13 protein-coding genes are annotated in these 16,312 nt (G+C 73.6%); 7 read left to right on the top strand and 6 right to left on the bottom strand.

Annotation, left to right across the window (positions count from 1 at the left end):
• The first annotated feature begins 180 nt into the window (after positions 1-180).
• The 4 genes from ACFYWG_RS22910 (at position 181) to argG (ending at position 6,696) form a co-directional block, all read left to right on the top strand.
• Entirely contained in the window at positions 181-1,992 is a 1,812-nt protein-coding gene (locus ACFYWG_RS22910) for a methylmalonyl-CoA mutase family protein (protein ID WP_389203172.1), read from the top strand.
• Positions 1,989-4,175 (top strand): methylmalonyl-CoA mutase, encoded by a 2,187-nt coding sequence (scpA, locus tag ACFYWG_RS22905; protein ID WP_389203169.1) that lies wholly within the window; start codon positions 1,989-1,991, stop codon positions 4,173-4,175. The genes ACFYWG_RS22910 and scpA overlap by 4 nt, the downstream gene beginning before the upstream one ends.
• Entirely contained in the window at positions 4,172-5,167 is a 996-nt protein-coding gene (meaB, locus tag ACFYWG_RS22900; protein WP_376325451.1) for a methylmalonyl Co-A mutase-associated GTPase MeaB, read from the top strand. The genes scpA and meaB overlap by 4 nt, the downstream gene beginning before the upstream one ends.
• A 74-nt stretch (positions 5,168-5,241) precedes the next feature.
• Positions 5,242-6,696 carry an argininosuccinate synthase gene (argG, locus tag ACFYWG_RS22895; protein ID WP_376325449.1) on the top strand — a complete coding sequence of 485 codons (1,455 nt, stop codon included), beginning with the start codon at positions 5,242-5,244 and terminating at the stop codon, positions 6,694-6,696.
• An 81-nt stretch (positions 6,697-6,777) separates the two neighbouring features.
• Here the strand turns inward: argG and pntB are convergent, their stop codons facing one another.
• Complete coding sequence (gene pntB / locus ACFYWG_RS22890; RefSeq protein WP_376325446.1) at positions 6,778-8,211, bottom strand: Re/Si-specific NAD(P)(+) transhydrogenase subunit beta; 1,434 nt, start codon at positions 8,209-8,211, stop codon at positions 6,778-6,780.
• A gap of 6 nt (positions 8,212-8,217) precedes the next feature.
• A complete protein-coding gene (locus ACFYWG_RS22885) occupies positions 8,218-9,774 on the bottom strand; it encodes a Re/Si-specific NAD(P)(+) transhydrogenase subunit alpha (RefSeq protein ID WP_383506757.1) in 1,557 nt (518 codons plus the stop codon).
• Between the two features lie 295 nt (positions 9,775-10,069).
• Between ACFYWG_RS22885 and ACFYWG_RS22880 the strand changes: the two genes are divergently transcribed.
• Positions 10,070-11,599 carry an MFS transporter gene (locus ACFYWG_RS22880; protein ID WP_376325628.1) on the top strand — a complete coding sequence of 510 codons (1,530 nt, stop codon included), beginning with the start codon at positions 10,070-10,072 and terminating at the stop codon, positions 11,597-11,599.
• 22 nt (positions 11,600-11,621) lie between these two features.
• Here ACFYWG_RS22880 and ACFYWG_RS22875 read toward each other — a convergent pair whose 3' ends face one another.
• Entirely contained in the window at positions 11,622-12,077 is a 456-nt protein-coding gene (locus ACFYWG_RS22875) for a VOC family protein (protein WP_389203165.1), read from the bottom strand.
• A gap of 62 nt (positions 12,078-12,139) precedes the next feature.
• Entirely contained in the window at positions 12,140-12,982 is an 843-nt protein-coding gene (locus tag ACFYWG_RS22870; RefSeq protein WP_389203163.1) for a helix-turn-helix domain-containing protein, read from the bottom strand.
• Between the two features lie 94 nt (positions 12,983-13,076).
• Here ACFYWG_RS22870 and ACFYWG_RS22865 point away from each other — a divergent pair, with 94 nt between their 5' ends.
• Positions 13,077-13,985 carry a polysaccharide pyruvyl transferase family protein gene (locus ACFYWG_RS22865; RefSeq protein ID WP_385417647.1) on the top strand — a complete coding sequence of 303 codons (909 nt, stop codon included), beginning with the start codon at positions 13,077-13,079 and terminating at the stop codon, positions 13,983-13,985.
• Between the two features lie 140 nt (positions 13,986-14,125).
• Entirely contained in the window at positions 14,126-14,446 is a 321-nt protein-coding gene (locus tag ACFYWG_RS22860) for a DUF3040 domain-containing protein (protein WP_383506769.1), read from the top strand.
• An 89-nt stretch (positions 14,447-14,535) separates the two neighbouring features.
• On the opposite strand, the gene ACFYWG_RS22855 is transcribed toward ACFYWG_RS22860, so the two are convergent.
• Both ACFYWG_RS22855 and ACFYWG_RS22850 read right to left on the bottom strand, forming a co-directional pair.
• Positions 14,536-15,432, bottom strand: coding sequence for a glycosyltransferase family 2 protein (locus tag ACFYWG_RS22855; protein ID WP_389203160.1), 897 nt, complete (start codon positions 15,430-15,432; stop codon positions 14,536-14,538).
• Positions 15,429-16,310 (bottom strand): glycosyltransferase family 2 protein, encoded by an 882-nt coding sequence (locus ACFYWG_RS22850; RefSeq protein ID WP_389203523.1) that lies wholly within the window; start codon positions 16,308-16,310, stop codon positions 15,429-15,431. The genes ACFYWG_RS22855 and ACFYWG_RS22850 overlap by 4 nt, the downstream gene beginning before the upstream one ends.
• Positions 16,311-16,312 lie beyond the last annotated feature (2 nt).

Raw genomic sequence — 16,312 nt, 5'->3', positions numbered from 1 at the left:
CGGCTCCGCGGCGCACCGGGTACCCGCGCTCCGGGTGGCGGCACCGGCTTTCCGGCCGGAGTCGCCCGGACCTCCCGCCGGCCCGTGACCTTGGGGAGAGCGGAGTCACAGCCCAGGAGAGGGGAAGGTCACAGCCGTCCCCTCTGCTGCGATTTCGCGTCGGTGACCTAGCATCCGAGCATGACGGTCCTGCCTGACGACGGGCTTGAGCTGGCCGGCGAGTTCCCTGACGTACCCCACGAGCAGTGGCAGCGCCTGGTGGCGGGTGTGCTGCGCAAGTCGGGCAAGGACGTCGAGGGCGCCGAGGCCGAGGAAGCCCTGTCCACCGCGCTGGAGGACGGGTTGCGCACCCGTCCCCTGTACACCGCCCGCGACGCCGCCCCCGAGCCGGGCCTGCCCGGGTTCGCCCCCTTCGTACGGGGTGGGCGTCCCGAGGGCAACACGGTCGGCGGCTGGGACGTGCGGCAGCGGCACACGGTGGCCGACCGCGACGCGCTGCTGGCGGACCTGGAGAACGGCGTCACCTCGCTGTGGCTGACCGTGGGCGCCGACGGCATCGCCGTGCCGGAGCTCGGCCGGGTCCTCGACGGCGTCTACCTCGACCTGGCCCCCGTCGTGCTCGACGCGGGGCGCGAATCGGGGCCCGCCGCACGGGAGTTGCTGCGTCTGTACGAGGAGCGGGGGGTCGCCCCGGACGCGGCGCGCGGCAACCTGGGCGTCGATCCGCTGGGCCACGAGGCGCGGACCGGGGAGCGCGACGACGCGGCACCGGCCGCGGAGCTCGCGCGGCTGTGCGCCGAGCGCTACCCGGGGCTGCGGGCGCTGACCGTGGACGCGCTGCCGTACCACGAGGCCGGCGGTTCGGCCGCGCAGGAGCTGGGCGCCTCGCTGGCCACGGCGGTGGCGTACCTGCGGGAGCTGGCCGGCGCCGGGATCGGCGTCGAACAGGCCTGCCGGCAGCTGGAGTTCCGGTACGCGGCGACCGCCGACCAGTTCCTGACCATCGCCAAGCTGCGGGCCGCGCGCCGGCTGTGGGCGCGGGTGGCCGAGGTGTGCGGCGCGCCGCGCGCCGGGGCGCAGGCGCAGCACGTCGTCACCTCGCCGGTGATGATGACGCGGCGCGACCCGTGGGTGAACATGCTGCGCACCACCGTCGCCACGCTGGCCGCGGGCGCGGGCGGGGCCGACGCGGTGACCGTGCTGCCCTTCGACCACGCCCTGGGCCTGCCGGACGCCTTCGCCCGCCGCATCGCCCGCAACACCTCCACCATCCTCATCGAGGAGTCGCACCTGGCCCGGGTCGTCGACCCGGCGGGCGGCTCCTGGTACGTGGAGCGGCTGACCGACGAACTCGCCCATGCGGGCTGGGAGTCCTTCCAGCGCATCGAGCGGCTGGGCGGCATGGCGGCCGCCCTGCGCTCCGGGGACGTCGAGCGGGACCTCGCCGGGACGTGGCAGGCGCGGAGCGCGAAGCTGGCCAAGCGGCGCGAACCCGTCACCGGCGTCAGCGAGTTCCCGTTCCTCGCGGAGAAGCCGGTCGTGCGCGAGCCGGCGCCCGGGCAGCGCTCCGGCGGGCTGCCGCGGGTGCGGCGCGACGAGGCCTTCGAGGCGCTGCGGGCCCGCTCGGACGCGCATCTGGCCGCGACCGGCTCCCGGCCGCGGATCTACCTCGCCGCGCTCGGCCCGGCCGCCGCCCACACCGCGCGCCTCACCTTCGCCTCGAACCTCTTCCAGGCGGGCGGTGTCGAGCCGGTCGCGGAGGGCGCGTTCGCGGACAGCGGCGCGAGCGAGGCCGTGCTGTGCTCCAGCGACGCCCTGTACGCGGAGCAGGCGGCGGAGCGGGCCGCGGAGCTGAAGGAGGCGGGCGCCTCGTACGTGTTCCTCGCCGGACGGCCCGGGGAGCACCCCGGTGTCGACGGTTACGTCTTCGCGGGCTGCGACGCCGTGGCCGTGCTGTCCGCGACCCTCGACCGCATGGGAGTTGCCCGATGACCGCCCCCCATGGCATCCCCGACTTCTCCGGGATCGAGCTGGGCACCCCGGCCGCCGACGGCAGCCCCGACGAGTGGCGCGCGGCGGTCAAGAACGCCTCCGGCGGCGACGACCTGCTGTGGGAGACGCCCGAGGGCATCGCCGTCAAGCCGCTGTACACCGGCCGTGACCTGGAGGGCCTGGACTTCCTCCGGACGTACCCGGGCACGGCGCCGTACCTGCGCGGCCCGTACCCGACGATGTACGTCAACCAGCCCTGGACGATCCGCCAGTACGCCGGTTTCTCCACCGCCGAGGAGTCCAACGCCTTCTACCGGCGCAACCTCGCGGCCGGGCAGAAGGGCCTGTCGGTCGCCTTCGACCTGCCCACGCACCGCGGTTACGACAGCGACCACCCGCGCGTGACCGGTGACGTCGGCATGGCGGGCGTGGCCATCGACTCGATCCTCGACATGCGGCAGCTGTTCGACGGCATCCCGCTGGACAGGATGACCGTGTCGATGACGATGAACGGCGCGGTGCTGCCGGTGCTGGCGCTGTACATCGTGGCGGCGGAGGAGCAGGGCGTGCCGCCGGAGAAGCTGGCGGGGACCATCCAGAACGACATCCTCAAGGAGTTCATGGTCCGCAACACCTACATCTATCCGCCGAAGCCGTCGATGCGGATCATCTCCGACATCTTCGCCTTCACCTCGCAGCGGATGCCGCGCTACAACTCCATCTCCATCTCCGGCTACCACATCCAGGAGGCCGGGGCGACGGCCGACCTGGAGCTGGCGTACACGCTCGCGGACGGCGTGGAGTACATCCGCGCGGGCCGTGAGGCGGGCCTGGACGTGGACGCGTTCGCGCCCCGGCTGTCGTTCTTCTGGGCGATCGGCATGAACTTCTTCATGGAGGTCGCCAAGCTGCGCGCGGCGCGGCTGCTGTGGGCGAAGCTGGTGAAGCAGTTCGACCCGCAGAACGCCAAGTCCCTGTCCCTGCGCACGCATTCGCAGACCTCGGGCTGGTCGCTGACCGCGCAGGACGTGTTCAACAACGTCACGCGCACCTGCGTCGAGGCGATGGCGGCCACGCAGGGCCACACGCAGTCGCTGCACACCAACGCCCTGGACGAGGCGCTCGCCCTGCCGACCGACTTCTCGGCGCGCATCGCCCGCAACACCCAGCTGCTGCTGCAGCAGGAGTCCGGCACGACCCGGGTCATCGACCCGTGGGGCGGCAGCGCGTACGTGGAGAAGCTGACGTACGACCTGGCGCGGCGTGCCTGGCAGCACATCCAGGAGGTGGAGGCCGCGGGCGGCATGGCCAAGGCCATCGACGCGGGCATCCCGAAGCTGCGCATCGAGGAGGCCGCGGCCCGCACCCAGGCCCGCATCGACTCGGGCCGCCAGCCGGTCATCGGCGTCAACAAGTACCGCGTGGAGACCGACGAGCAGATCGACGTGCTCAAGGTCGACAACTCCTCCGTGCGCGCCCAGCAGATCGAGAAGCTGCGGCGGCTGCGCGCCGAGCGCGACGAGACGGCCTGCCGGGAGGCGCTGGACGCGCTGACCCGGGCCGCCGCGGGCGAGGGCAACCTGCTGGAGCTGGCCGTGCACGCGGCCCGCGCCAAGGCCACCGTCGGGGAGATCTCGGACGCCCTGGAGAAGGTGTACGGCCGGCACGCGAGCCAGATCCGTACGATCACCGGCGTGTACCGCAACGAGACCGGAGACTCCCCGAGCGTGGACCGCACCCGCACCCTGGTGTCCGACTTCGAGGAGGCCGAGGGCCGCCGGCCGCGCATCCTGGTCGCCAAGATGGGCCAGGACGGCCACGACCGCGGCCAGAAGGTGATCGCCACCGCCTTCGCCGACCTCGGCTTCGACGTGGACGTCGGCCCGCTGTTCCAGACGCCCGCCGAGGTGGCCCGGCAGGCCGTCGAGGCGGACGTGCACATCGTCGGCGTCTCGTCGCTGGCGGCCGGTCACCTCACCCTCGTCCCCGCGCTGCGCGAGGCGCTGGCCGAGGAGGGCCGCGAGGACATCATGGTCGTGGTCGGCGGGGTGATCCCGCCGCAGGACGTGCCGACGCTGCTGGAGATGGGCGCGGCGGCCGTCTTCCCGCCCGGGACGGTGATCCCGGACGCGGCGTACGACCTGGTGAAGCGGCTGTCGGACGGCCTCGGGCACGAGCTGTGATCGATGTCGACGCGTATGTGAAGGGCGTGCTCGACGGCAAGCGGGCGATCGTCGCCCGCGCCATCACGCTCGTCGAGTCGACGCGGCCGCAGCACCGCGCGCTGGCCCAGGAGGTGCTGACCGCGCTGCTGCCGCACAGCGGCCGGGCCCGGCGGATCGGGGTCAGCGGGGTGCCCGGGGTGGGCAAGTCGACGTTCATCGACGCCTTCGGCACGCTGCTGACCTCCCTCGGGCACCGGGTCGCGGTGCTGGCCGTCGACCCGTCCTCCAGCCGCACGGGCGGCTCCATCCTGGGCGACAAGACCCGCATGGAGCGCCTGGCCGTGGACCCGGCGGCGTTCGTGCGCCCCTCCCCCACGGCGGGCACGCTCGGCGGGGTCGCCAAGGCCACCCGCGAGTCGATCGTGGTGATGGAGGCGGCCGGCTACGACGTGGTCCTGGTGGAGACGGTCGGGGTGGGCCAGTCGGAGACGGCGGTCGCCAACATGGTCGACACCTTCCTGCTGCTCACCCTCGCCCGCACCGGCGACCAGCTCCAGGGCATCAAGAAGGGCGTGCTGGAGCTGGCCGACGTGATCGCCGTCAACAAGGCGGACGGGCCGCACGAGCGCGACGCCCGGGCCGCCGCCCGCGAACTGGCGGGCGCGCTCAGGCTGATGCACGGCAAGGACGCCTTCTGGACACCGCCGGTGCTGCACTGCAGCGCCCGCGAGTCGACGGGGCTGGACACGGTCTGGGAGCGCCTGGAGCAGCACCGCACGCTGCTGGACTCCACGGGCCGGCTCACCGCCAAGCGCCGCGACCAGCAGGTCGACTGGACCTGGAGCATGGTCCGCGACGAACTCCTCGGCCGCCTCCGGGCCGATCCGGCGGTCCGGGCCCTCGCGCCCGCGCTGGAGCGGCGGGTCCGGGAGGGCGAGCTGACCCCGACCCTGGCGGCGGAGCGGATCCTCGGCGCGCTGGGCGGCGGCTCCGAGGCCGCGGGTTCCTGAACCGGAAGCACACCGGAACCGGGAATCCGCACGCCCGGCTTGCATGACTATGCAAAGTGATACATACTCTTTCTATGTCCAAGGTCCTCACCTCCCTGCCCGCCGGCGAGCGCGTCGGCATCGCCTTCTCGGGCGGTCTCGACACCTCCGTCGCGGTCGCGTGGATGCGCGACAAGGGTGCCGTCCCGTGCACCTACACCGCCGACATCGGCCAGTACGACGAGCCCGACATCGCCTCGGTGCCCGGCCGTGCCCGGACCTACGGGGCCGAGATCGCGCGCCTGGTCGACTGCCGTGCCGCGCTGGTCGAGGAGGGCCTGGCCGCGCTGACCTGCGGCGCGTTCCACATCCGCTCGGGCGGGCGGGCGTACTTCAACACCACCCCCCTCGGCCGGGCCGTCACCGGCACGCTGCTGGTGCGGGCGATGCTGGAGGACGACGTCCAGATCTGGGGCGACGGCTCCACCTTCAAGGGCAACGACATCGAGCGGTTCTACCGCTACGGCCTGCTCGCCAACCCGCACCTCCGGATCTACAAGCCCTGGCTGGACGCGGCGTTCGTGACCGAGCTGGGCGGCCGCAAGGAGATGTCGGAGTGGCTCCTGGCCCACGGCCTCCCCTACCGCGACAGCACGGAGAAGGCGTACTCCACCGACGCCAACATCTGGGGCGCCACGCACGAGGCCAAGACCCTGGAGCACCTGGACACCGGCATCGAGACGGTCGAGCCCATCATGGGCGTGAAGTTCTGGGACCCCGAGGTCGAGATCGCCACCGAGGACGTGACGATCGGCTTCGACCAGGGCCGCCCGGTGACGATCAACGGCAAGGAGTTCCCCACCGCCGTCGACCTGGTGATGGAGGCCAACGCCATCGGCGGCCGGCACGGGCTCGGCATGTCGGACCAGATCGAGAACCGCATCATCGAGGCCAAGAGCCGCGGCATCTACGAGGCCCCCGGCATGGCCCTGCTGCACGCCGCCTACGAGCGGCTGGTCAACGCGATCCACAACGAGGACACCCTCGCCCAGTACCACACCGAGGGCCGTCGGCTCGGCCGGCTGATGTACGAGGGCCGCTGGCTGGACCCGCAGGCGCTGATGATCCGCGAGTCGCTGCAGCGCTGGGTGGGCGCGGCCGTCACCGGCGAGGTGACCCTGCGGCTGCGGCGCGGCGAGGACTACTCGATCCTCGACACCACCGGCCCCGCGTTCAGCTACCACCCGGACAAGCTGTCCATGGAGCGCACCGAGGACTCCGCGTTCGGCCCGGTCGACCGGATCGGCCAGCTCACCATGCGCAACCTGGACATCGCCGACTCGCGCGCCAAGCTGGAGCAGTACGCCGGGATCGGCCTGATCGGCACCGGCAGCCCCACCATCGGCGCCTCCCAGGCCGCCGCGACCGGGCTGATCGGCACCATGCCGGAGCTGCCGCAGGGCGGCGCCGAGGCCATCGCCTCCCGCGGCGAAGTCTCGGAGGAGGACGCCTGGCTGGACCGCGCGGCGATGGAATCCGGCACGGACTGACCGCACGGCGGCACGCGGAAGGACACGGGAAGGCCGGCTCGACGGTGTCGAGCCGGCCTTCGCGCGCGGGTGCCCGGCGGCTCAGCCGGAGGTGCTCGCCATCTGGCGGACCGGAGTGTCCAGGGCGTCCAGGCCGCGCAGGATGTCCTCGACCCGCTGCTTGGCGTCACCGAAGAGCATCTGGGTGTTCTCGCGGAAGAACAGCGGGTTCTGCACGCCCGCGTAGCCGGCGGCCATGGACCGCTTGAAGACGACCACGTTCGACGCCTCCCACACGTGCAGCACCGGCATGCCCGCGATGGGGCTGGACGGGTTGTCGGTGGCGGCCGGGTTGACCGTGTCGTTGGCGCCGATGACCAGGACGACCGAGGTGGCGGCGAAGTCGTCGTTGATCTCGTCCATCTCCAGGACGATGTCGTAGGGCACGTTGGCCTCGGCGAGCAGCACGTTCATGTGCCCGGGCAGCCGGCCGGCGACCGGATGGATGCCGAAGCGCACCTCGACGCCCCGCTCGCGCAGCTTGCGCGCGAGTTCGGCCACCGGGTACTGCGCCTGGGCGACGGCCATGCCGTAGCCCGGCGTGATGATGACCGAGGAGGCGTTGCCGAGGAGTTCGGCGGTCTCCTCCGCGCTGATCTCCCGGTGCTCGCCCTGCTCGCCCTCCTCGTCCGCCGCCGCCGGGGTGCCGAAGCCGCCGGCGATGACGGAGATGAAGGACCGGTTCATCGCCTTGCACATGATGTACGACAGGTAGGCACCGGAGGAGCCGACCAGCGCGCCGGTGACGATGAGCAGGTTGTTCGCGAGCAGGAAGCCCGAGGCGGCCGCCGCCCAGCCCGAGTAGCTGTTCAGCATGGAGACCACCACCGGCATGTCGCCGCCGCCGATGGAGGCGACCAGGTGCGCGCCGAGGGCCAGGGCGACGACGGTGACCGCGATGAGCAGGCCCATGTTCGGGCGTGCCACGAACGCGATGGTCAGCCCCACGAAGGCGACCAGCGCGCCGATGTTCAGCACGTGCTTGCCGGGCAGCGTCAGCGGGCGGGAGGCGATGCGCGCCGAGAGCTTCAGGTAGGCGACGACCGAGCCGGTGAAGGTGACGGCGCCGATGAACACGCCGATGAACACCTCGGCGTGGTGGATGCCCAGCAGCGAGCCGGACAGCTCGGCGTCGACGTCGAGGTAGCCGTTCCAGCCGACGAACGTGGCGGCCAGGCCGACGAGGCTGTGCATGATGGCGATCAGCTCGGGCATGCCGGTCATCTCGACGACCCGGGCCCGCCACAGGCCGATGCCCGCGCCGACGGCCGTGGCGACGACGATCAGCACCAGCCCGGTGGCGGTGATGCTGCGGGAGGCGAGACCGACGGTCGCGGCGAGCGCGACGGCCATGCCCGCGATGCCCCAGACGACTCCCGAACGCGAGGTCCGGTGCTGGGAGAGGCCGGCGAGGCTGAGGATGAACAGCAGCGCCGCGACGACGTAGGCGGCCTGTGCGGCCGTGTCTGTGGTCATCCCTGATCAGCCCTTCGAGAACATGCCGAGCATGCGGCGGGTCACGGCGAAACCGCCGAAGATGTTGATGCTGGCCAGCAGGATCGCGGCGAACGACAGCACGGTGACGGCCGTGTCCCCCTGCCCGATCTGCAGCAGCGCGCCGACCACGACGATCCCGGAGATGGCGTTGGTGACCGACATCAGCGGGGTGTGCAGCGCGTGGTGCACGTTGCCGATGACGTAGAAACCGATGACGATCGCCAGGACGAAGACCGTGAAGTGGCCGAGGAGTTCGCTCGGGGAGAAGGCCGTGACGAGGAACAGCGCGAGCGCCCCGGCGGCGACGAGGGCGTAGGAGGCCCACGCGGGCCGGGCGGGCTTCGCCGTCGCCTCGGGGGCGGCGGCCGCGGTGTCCTTCGCGGCGGCGGGGGCCGGGGCGGCGGACACCTGCACCGGGGGCGGCGGCCAGGTCTTCTCGCCGTCGCGGACCACGGTCATCGAGCGCTGCACCACGTCGTCGAAGTCGAGGACCAGACGGCCGTCCTTGCCCGGCGTGAGCAGCTTCATGAGGTTGACGAGGTTGGTGCCGTACAGCTGTGAGGCCTGGGCGGGCAGCCGGCCGGGCAGGTCGGTGTAGCCGATGATCGTCACGTCGTTGTCGGTGACGACGGCCTTTCCGGCGACCGTGCCCTCGACGTTGCCGCCCTGCGCGGCGGCCATGTCCACGATGACGCTGCCGGGCTTCATGCGCGCGACGTCCTCGGCGGTGATCAGCCGCGGCGCCGGCCGGCCCGGGATGAGGGCGGTGGTGATGATGATGTCGACGTCGGCGGCCTGCTCGGCGTAGAGCTGCGCGGCGAGCCGGTCGTAGTCCTCCGACGTGGCCTTGGCGTAGCCGTCGCTGCTCACCTCCTGCTCGGTCGAGACGCTGAGGAACTCCCCGCCCAGCGAGCGGACCTGCTCGGCGACCTCGGGCCGGGGGTCGGTGGCGCGGACGACCGCGCCGAGACTGCGGGCGGCGCCGATCGCCGCGAGACCGGCCACGCCGGCCCCCGCCACCAGGACCTTCGCGGGCGGCACCTTCCCGGCGGCGGTCACCTGGCCGGTGAAGAAGCGGCCGAAGGCGTGCGCGGCCTCGACCACGGCCCGGTAGCCCGCGATGTTCGCCATCGAGCTGAGGACGTCCAGGGACTGGGCGCGGGAGATGCGCGGCACGGCGTCCATGGCGAGCACGGTGATGGGCCGCCGGGCCAGTTCGTCGACCAGCTCCGGGTTGAACGCGGGACTGATCAGCGCGACCAGGGTCGCCCCGTCGCGCAGCCGCGCGGTCTCCTCGCGGGAGGGGCCGTTGACCTTGAGCACGATCTCCGCCTGCCACGGATCGCCGAGGCGGGCCCCCGCCTCCTCGTAGGCGGCGTCGGAGAAGCGGGACGGGGCTCCCGCTCCCGGCTCGACCACCACGTCGTATCCGAGCGCGACGAGTCTGCCCACGGTGGCCGGTGTGGCCGCCACCCTGGTCTCGCCCGCAGTGGACTCGGCCGGAATGCCGATCCTCTGCGGTTCAGCTTCCGCTGGAACCATCGTCTGCCTCTCCTCGTCTGTGCGTCTGTCCTCCTTGGTGCCCGCATCCTGCACGGTCGACGCGGTATCCGGGGCGGACCACGGTCACATGGCCGGGGAGGCCGTATTCACACGTCCGAGGGCTTGCAGGAAGGCCCGTTCGGCGGTATTGCCGTGACGCAAGAGGCGTCAGATGCCCCGTGATGCGGCATGTTTCCCGCGGGCGCAGACTGAACGGGTGAGCAACGTGAGCCCGGGACGCGGGACCGCGTCCTCCTCCCCGGCAGCGCCCAGGCAGGCGCTGGCGCTGGCGGCGATGATGTTCGCCGTCGCCATGACCTTCATCGACCAGACCATCGTGTCGATCGCGGCGCCGGACATCGTCCGCGAACTGGGGCTGTCCTCCTCCGGGATGCAGTGGGTGGTCAACGCCTACCTGCTGGCCCTCGCGGCGTTCTTCGCGCTCGGCGGGCGGCTCGCGGACCTGTACGGGCCGCGCCGGGTCGTCGTCGTCGGCACGCTGGTGTTCGTGGTGTCCTCGGTGCTGTGCGGCTGCGTCCCCGAGGGCGGCGCCGCACAGGCCTGGCTGATCGTCTTCCGGGCGACCCAGGGGCTGGGCGCGGCGCTGCTGTTCCCCGCCGCCCTGGCCGTGGTGGTGGCCGTGTTCCCGGTCGAGCGGCGCGGGCGCGCCCTGGCCCTGTTCTTCGGCATCACCGGTGCGCTGACGGCCGTCGGCCCGCTGCTGGGCGGCTGGCTGACCAACTGGACCTGGCGGGCGGTGTTCTGGGTCAACGTCCCGGTGGCGATCGTGGCGCTGGTGCTGACGGCCCTCGCGCACGTCCCCGACCGGCGGCGGTCCGGCACGCTGGACGTGCCGGGTGCCGTCCTCATCGCGCTCGGCATGGGCCTGAGCGTCCTCGGCTTCCAGCAGGCGTTCTCCTGGGGCTGGGACAGCTGGGCCACCTGGGTGTGCATCGCGGGGGGCCTGGCGGTGCTGGCCGGGTTCGTCCGCTACGAACGCGGGGTGGAGAACCCGCTGATCGACCTGCGGGTCTTCCGCGACAAGGCGTTCAGCGTCGACGCGCTGGTGCTGTTCTTCGCGATGCTCGCGTTCGTCCCGGTGTTCTTCTTCGCCTCCGTCTACGCGCAGGTGTCGCTGAGCGCCTCGCCGAACCAGGCGGCGCTCTACCTGCTGTACGTCTTCGTGGGCTTCGCGATCGCCTCCCAGTGGGGCGGCCGGATCCTCGACAAGAAGGGCGCGCGGCCGGCCCTGAAGCTGGGCGGCGTGGTGGGCGCCGTCGGGTTCGCGCTCTGGGCGGGCGAACTCACCGACCTGACCATGCACGACCAGTGGCTCTACGCGGCACTGGCCGGGGCCGGTGTCGGCTTCATCCTCGCGCCGGCGTCGACGGACGCCGTGAACCGGGCCATCGGCACCTCCTACGGCGAGGTCACCGGCATCACCCAGACGGTGCGCAACTTCGCGGCCAGCGTGGGCATGGCGATCTACGGCACGATGCTGACGCACGCGACGACCGACAACGTGACGGGCACCCTGGAGTCCCGGGGCGTGCCCGCCGGGACGGCGGAGAGCGTGGCGCGCGACGTCACCGAGTCGGTCACCGGCAACGGCGACGCCCGGCCGCCCACCGGCACCGGTCCCGCGGCCGAGGCGACCCGGGACGCGATGTCCGCGATCCGCATGGACTTCGCCGAGGCCAACCAGTGGGTGTTCTACGGCATGGCCGTCGCCCTGGGCCTCGCCTTCCTGTGCGCCCTGCGCCACCCGGGAGGCAAGGTGGAAGCGCAGGCCCCGGTCGAGGAACCGGTCGCGGGCCGCACCTGAGCCACCCGGGGGCGGCACCGCCTCAGGAGGAGAACAACTCGTCCGTGCGCCGCTGGATCTGATCGGGCGTCAGGTCCTCGATGGGATGGGAGATCATCCACTGGTGCCCGAACGGGTCGGCCAGGCGTCCGCCGCGCTGCCCGTAGTGCTGGTCGGCCACGGGGTGCACGACGCTCGCCCCGGCGCGCAGCATGGCCTCGGCGACGGCGTCGGCGTCGGACACCTCGAGCGCCAGGATCACCGGGGTGCCGCCGAGGTCGGGCGGCGCCGGGTCGCCGTCGCCGGCGTCCTTGACGGCGATCAGCGCGTCACCGAGCCGCAGCAGGGCGTGCACGATGCGGCCCCCGGGGCCGGTGTACCGCTCGATCTCCTCGGCGCCGAGCGCGGTGCGGTAGAAGTCGACGGCTCGCGGCCCGTCGGAGACCACGAGCCGGGGGTGGAAGCGGGTGGGGGCGGGCTTGCCGCCTGCGTGGGTCATGCCTTCACCGTGACGTGCGCGCCGGGACCGTGGATTGTAGAAAACGGCCGTCCCCGCGCGCCTCACCCGGGGAGCGGTACGTGGTTGCCCTCCCCCGGCGAGCGCGGGGCGTAGGCGCCCGGCGTGATACCGGCCAGCGCACGGAACTCGTGGATCAGGTGGGCCTGGTCGTGGTAGCCGCAGTCCGCGGCGAGCGCCGCCCAGTCCGGCGGCCCCTGCCCGGCGTTCACGCGCCGCAGCAGCCGCTGGAAGCGCCGCACGCGCGCGTACCGCTTGGGCGGGACGCCGAGGTGCCCGGCGCACCGGCGGGTCAGCCGCCTCGCCGTCCAGCCGAGCCGGTCGGCGACCTCGGCCACGGGTGTGCCCCGGTCGAGCAGGAACGCGGCGCGGCGGACGGCCGGGTCGGGCGCCGCAAGGGTCCGGGACCGCTCCAGCAGGGCCGTCTCCAGCGTGCGCAGTCCGGCGGGCGGGCCGCCGGCGGCCACGGCCTCCAGCAGCCGCTCGCGCAGGACCGCGCCGTCGCCGCCCCACAGGTCGTCCAGTCCGGCCAGTTCGTCGCGCACCTCGCAGACGGGGACGGGCAGGAAGGGGCTCAGTCCCCCGGGGCGGAAGGCCACCCAGAGGACGGCGCGCTGCTGCGCCGGGTCGATCACGGCCGGCCCGGTGCACGGCCCGTGCACGGCGGCGCCCCCGGTGCTGCGCCCGGCGCCGTGCAGCGGTGTGCGGGTGAGGGCGTCCCGATCGAGGTTCACCAGCAGTTGCGCCCCGCCCGTCGGCAGGGCCAGTTCGGCGGCGTGCGCGAAACGGCCCTCGGCGTGGCCCATCGCCCCGATCAGGGGAGCCAGGGCGGGCGTCGACGGCCGGACCGTGAGGGAGACCGGCGTCCGCTGCGGCGTGCCGGACACGGGTCCAGCCTACGGCGGGCACGCGTTTTACGTTTTGTCCCGAATGTTCTGGTGGCGGGCGGGGCACTCAGGGCGTGTGCAGACACAAGAGGGCATGCGACCGCGCAGAGTGCTGCTGACCGGGTGGTTCAGCTTCCCCGACGGGGAGGCCACCGCCGGGGACGTCCTCGCCCTGCGCCGGGTGGAGGACGTCCTGAGGGGCACGGGCATCCCGTACGACATCGCCTGGAGCCCGGGTTTCCGGCCGGAGGCGCTGCATCTGGACCGGCTGCGGCCCGCGGACTACACGCATCTGGTGTTCGTCTGCGGTCCGCTGCACGGCCCGCAGGTGGAGGAGCTGCACCGGCGGTTCGCGCACTGTGTGCGGATCGCGGTGGGCACCTCGGTGATCGACCCGGACGGTCCGGCGGTGACCGGCTTCCACCGGGTGCTGCCCCGGGACGCGCCGGACCGCGAGCCGGTCGAGGACCTGGCGGCCCGCGCCCCGCAGGTGCCGGCGCGGCCGGTGGTCGGCGTGATCCTCACCCACGGCCAGCACGAGTACGGGGCGTTGCGGCGGCACGGCCAGGTCGCCGAGGAGGTGACGCGCTGGCTGGCCGCCAAGGACTGCGCCCGGCTGGAGCTGGAGACCCGGCTGGACACCCGCGACTGGCACCTGAGCGCCACGCCCGCCCAACTGCAGTCCGTCCTGGCCAAGCTGGACCTGGTCGTCACCGACCGGCTGCACGGGCTGGTCATCGCCCTGCGGGTCGGCACTCCCGTGCTGGCCGTGGACCCGGTGGAGGGCGGGGCCAAACTCGGCGCGCAGGCCCGGGCCTGCGGCTGGCCCGCGCTGGTGCCCGCCGAGCGGCTGGACGTACGGCAGTTGGACCGCTGGTGGGACTGGTGCCTGACCGGCGGGCGGGTGACCGCACGGCAGATCCGTGACGGCTTCCGGGAGGGCGCGGCGCCGGACAGCGCGGACCGGCTCGTCGAGGCACTGGCCCGGCCCGTGCGCGGTTAGCTTCCGGGAGTCCCGGGGCACCCGCTGTACGTTCCCCGTCGCACGTCCCCCGCCCGCACGTCCCGCCCGGACGTCCCGCCTGCACGCCCGCGGCACGCTCCCGGGAGGCGGCGGTCCGGCCGTCCGGAAGGAGAAAGCGCGTGTCCATCGGCCGACTTCCCGAGAACGAGCAGCGCATCCTCGACGAGATGGAGCGCGTCCTGCGCCGCGACCGCCGCCTGGACCGCCGGATGCGCACCGGGCGGCTGGACCGCCGTCCCGGCCTCACCCGGATCCTGGCCCGTGCCGGTTCCTACCGCCCCCGCGGGTGGAGCGTGCTGGTGCTGCTCGCGGTGTCGGTGGCCCTCATGGTGGCCGGCATCGTCACCTCCGAGCCGGGTGTGATCTGGGCCTTCGCCGCGCTGTGGCCGCTGACGCTGTTCGCCGCGTTCCGGCTCATGTGCCGCTGGTGCGGCGGCTGACCGGCGCCCCGCCCTGCGCCGCTCGGACCCGCGTGCGCGACGCCGGGGCCCGCGCCGTCGCGGGGCACCGCTCATTCGGCGCCGCGGGGTCAGCCTGTGTAGCGCCGGGCCTTGGAGGCGCGCTGCGCGGGCTCCAGCAGGCGCAGGCGGGACTCGACCTCGCGGGGCAGGACCCGGCGTTCGCGCATGACCCAGGGCAGGGCGGCGGCGGCCTCGGCGAAGGCGCGCAGGGAGGCCACGTCCCGCGGGACCGTGCGGGCCAGGTTCAGCGTCCGGCGCAGGGCGGGACCGGCCGGCCTGCGCAGCCAGGTGAACCACAGGGTGTTGCGGATGCCGTGGGTACGGCGCAGGGTCGCGTCGCGCACCACCGAGGCGTGGTGGTGCACCGCCAGGTGGTCCGCGTACGTCAGCCACCACCCCGCCGCCGCCAGGTCCGCGGCCAGCAGTTCCTCCTCGCCGCCCAGCCACAGCCGCGGGTGGAATCCGCCCGCGGCCCGGAAGGCGTCGGTGCGCAGCACGGTCGCGGCGGCCAGGAACGAGCCGAGGGCCGGTCCGGGCAGCCAGGGCGGACCGGGGACGGGCGAGTGGCGCAGCTCCTCGACGATGGGGTCGTCGACGCCGTCCGGCTCGACGATGATGCGGGCCGTGACCGTGCCGAGGCCCGGGTGCTCGTCGAGCAGGTCGGCCGCGCCGGTCAGGGAGCCGGGGGCCCACCAGGAGTCGTCGTCGCAGAAGGCGACGTACGGTGTGCCGACCTGCCGGATGGCGAGGTTGCGGCCGACGGCGCCGAGGTTGCGGCCCGGCCGCAGCAGCCGGACCTGCGGGTGGTGGCGGGCCACGGCCTCGGCGGTGCCGTCCGCGGAGCCGTTGTCGGTGACGATCACCGCCGGGCGTTCGGGCAGCCGGGCGAGGTGGTCCAGGGTGCGCAGCAGCTCGCGGCGCCGGTTGTAGGTGATGACCACGACGGTGGTGCGGGGGTCGGTCATGCGGCCACTTCCTCCAGCAGGCGCGCGGCCCGCTCGACGTGCGGGGGCAGGGGCCGGCGCGCGCGCAGGGCGGCCGGCAGCCGGACGAGCGTGGCGCGCAAAGCCTGCCGGGCGCGCTCGTCGTGGCGGGCCTCGGCGGCGAGGGCGCGGGTGCGGGCGAGCGCGTACGGCACCGGGCGGCGCAGCCAGGCGGTGAGGAGCTCGTTGCGGCGCTGGACGACCGGGCGGCCGGCGCGGGGCCCGGTCGCCGGGTGGTGGTGGGCGACGATGTCGGGGCAGTGGCTGACGCCCCAGTCGCGGGCGGCCAGGTCGTAGGCGAGGAGGGTCTCCTCACCGCCGAAGAACAGCAGCCGGTGGAAGCCGCCCGCGTCGAGGTAGGCGTGGCGGCGGACCACCGAGGCGCAGGCGAGGAAGCCCAGGACCTGGGTGCCGGGCAGGTCGTCGGCCGGACCGAGGGGGGAGCCGGCGAGGACCTCGTTGAGCGGGTCGGGGCGGGCGGTGGGACCGACGAGCGTGCGGGCGGAGATCAGGCCGAGCCGCGGGTGCGCGTCCATCAGCTGTGCCGCCCGGCTCAGCGCGCCGGGCGCCCACCAGGAGTCGTCGTCGCTGAAGGCGACATAGGGGGTGTCCAGAACGCGGGCGCCGTGGGTGCGGGCGAGGGCCCCGTGGTTGAGCGGCAGGGCCAGCAGGCGCACCTCGGGGAAGTCCCGGGCGAGCATCGCGCGCGTGCCGTCGGTGGAGGCGTTGTCCACGACGAGGACGCGGGGCCGTTCCGGGAGGGCGAGGAGCTGGGCGAGGCTCTCGGCGAGGGTCCCGCAGCGGTTGCGGGTCGCGATGACGATGCCGACCCGGCATGCCTCCGGGTGCTGGACGTTCATCG

The sequence above is a fragment of the Streptomyces sp. NPDC003456 genome (assembly GCF_042878735.1).
Taxonomy (GTDB): domain Bacteria; phylum Actinomycetota; class Actinomycetes; order Streptomycetales; family Streptomycetaceae; genus Streptomyces.
This window is presented reverse-complemented; position numbering and strand designations above follow the sequence as displayed.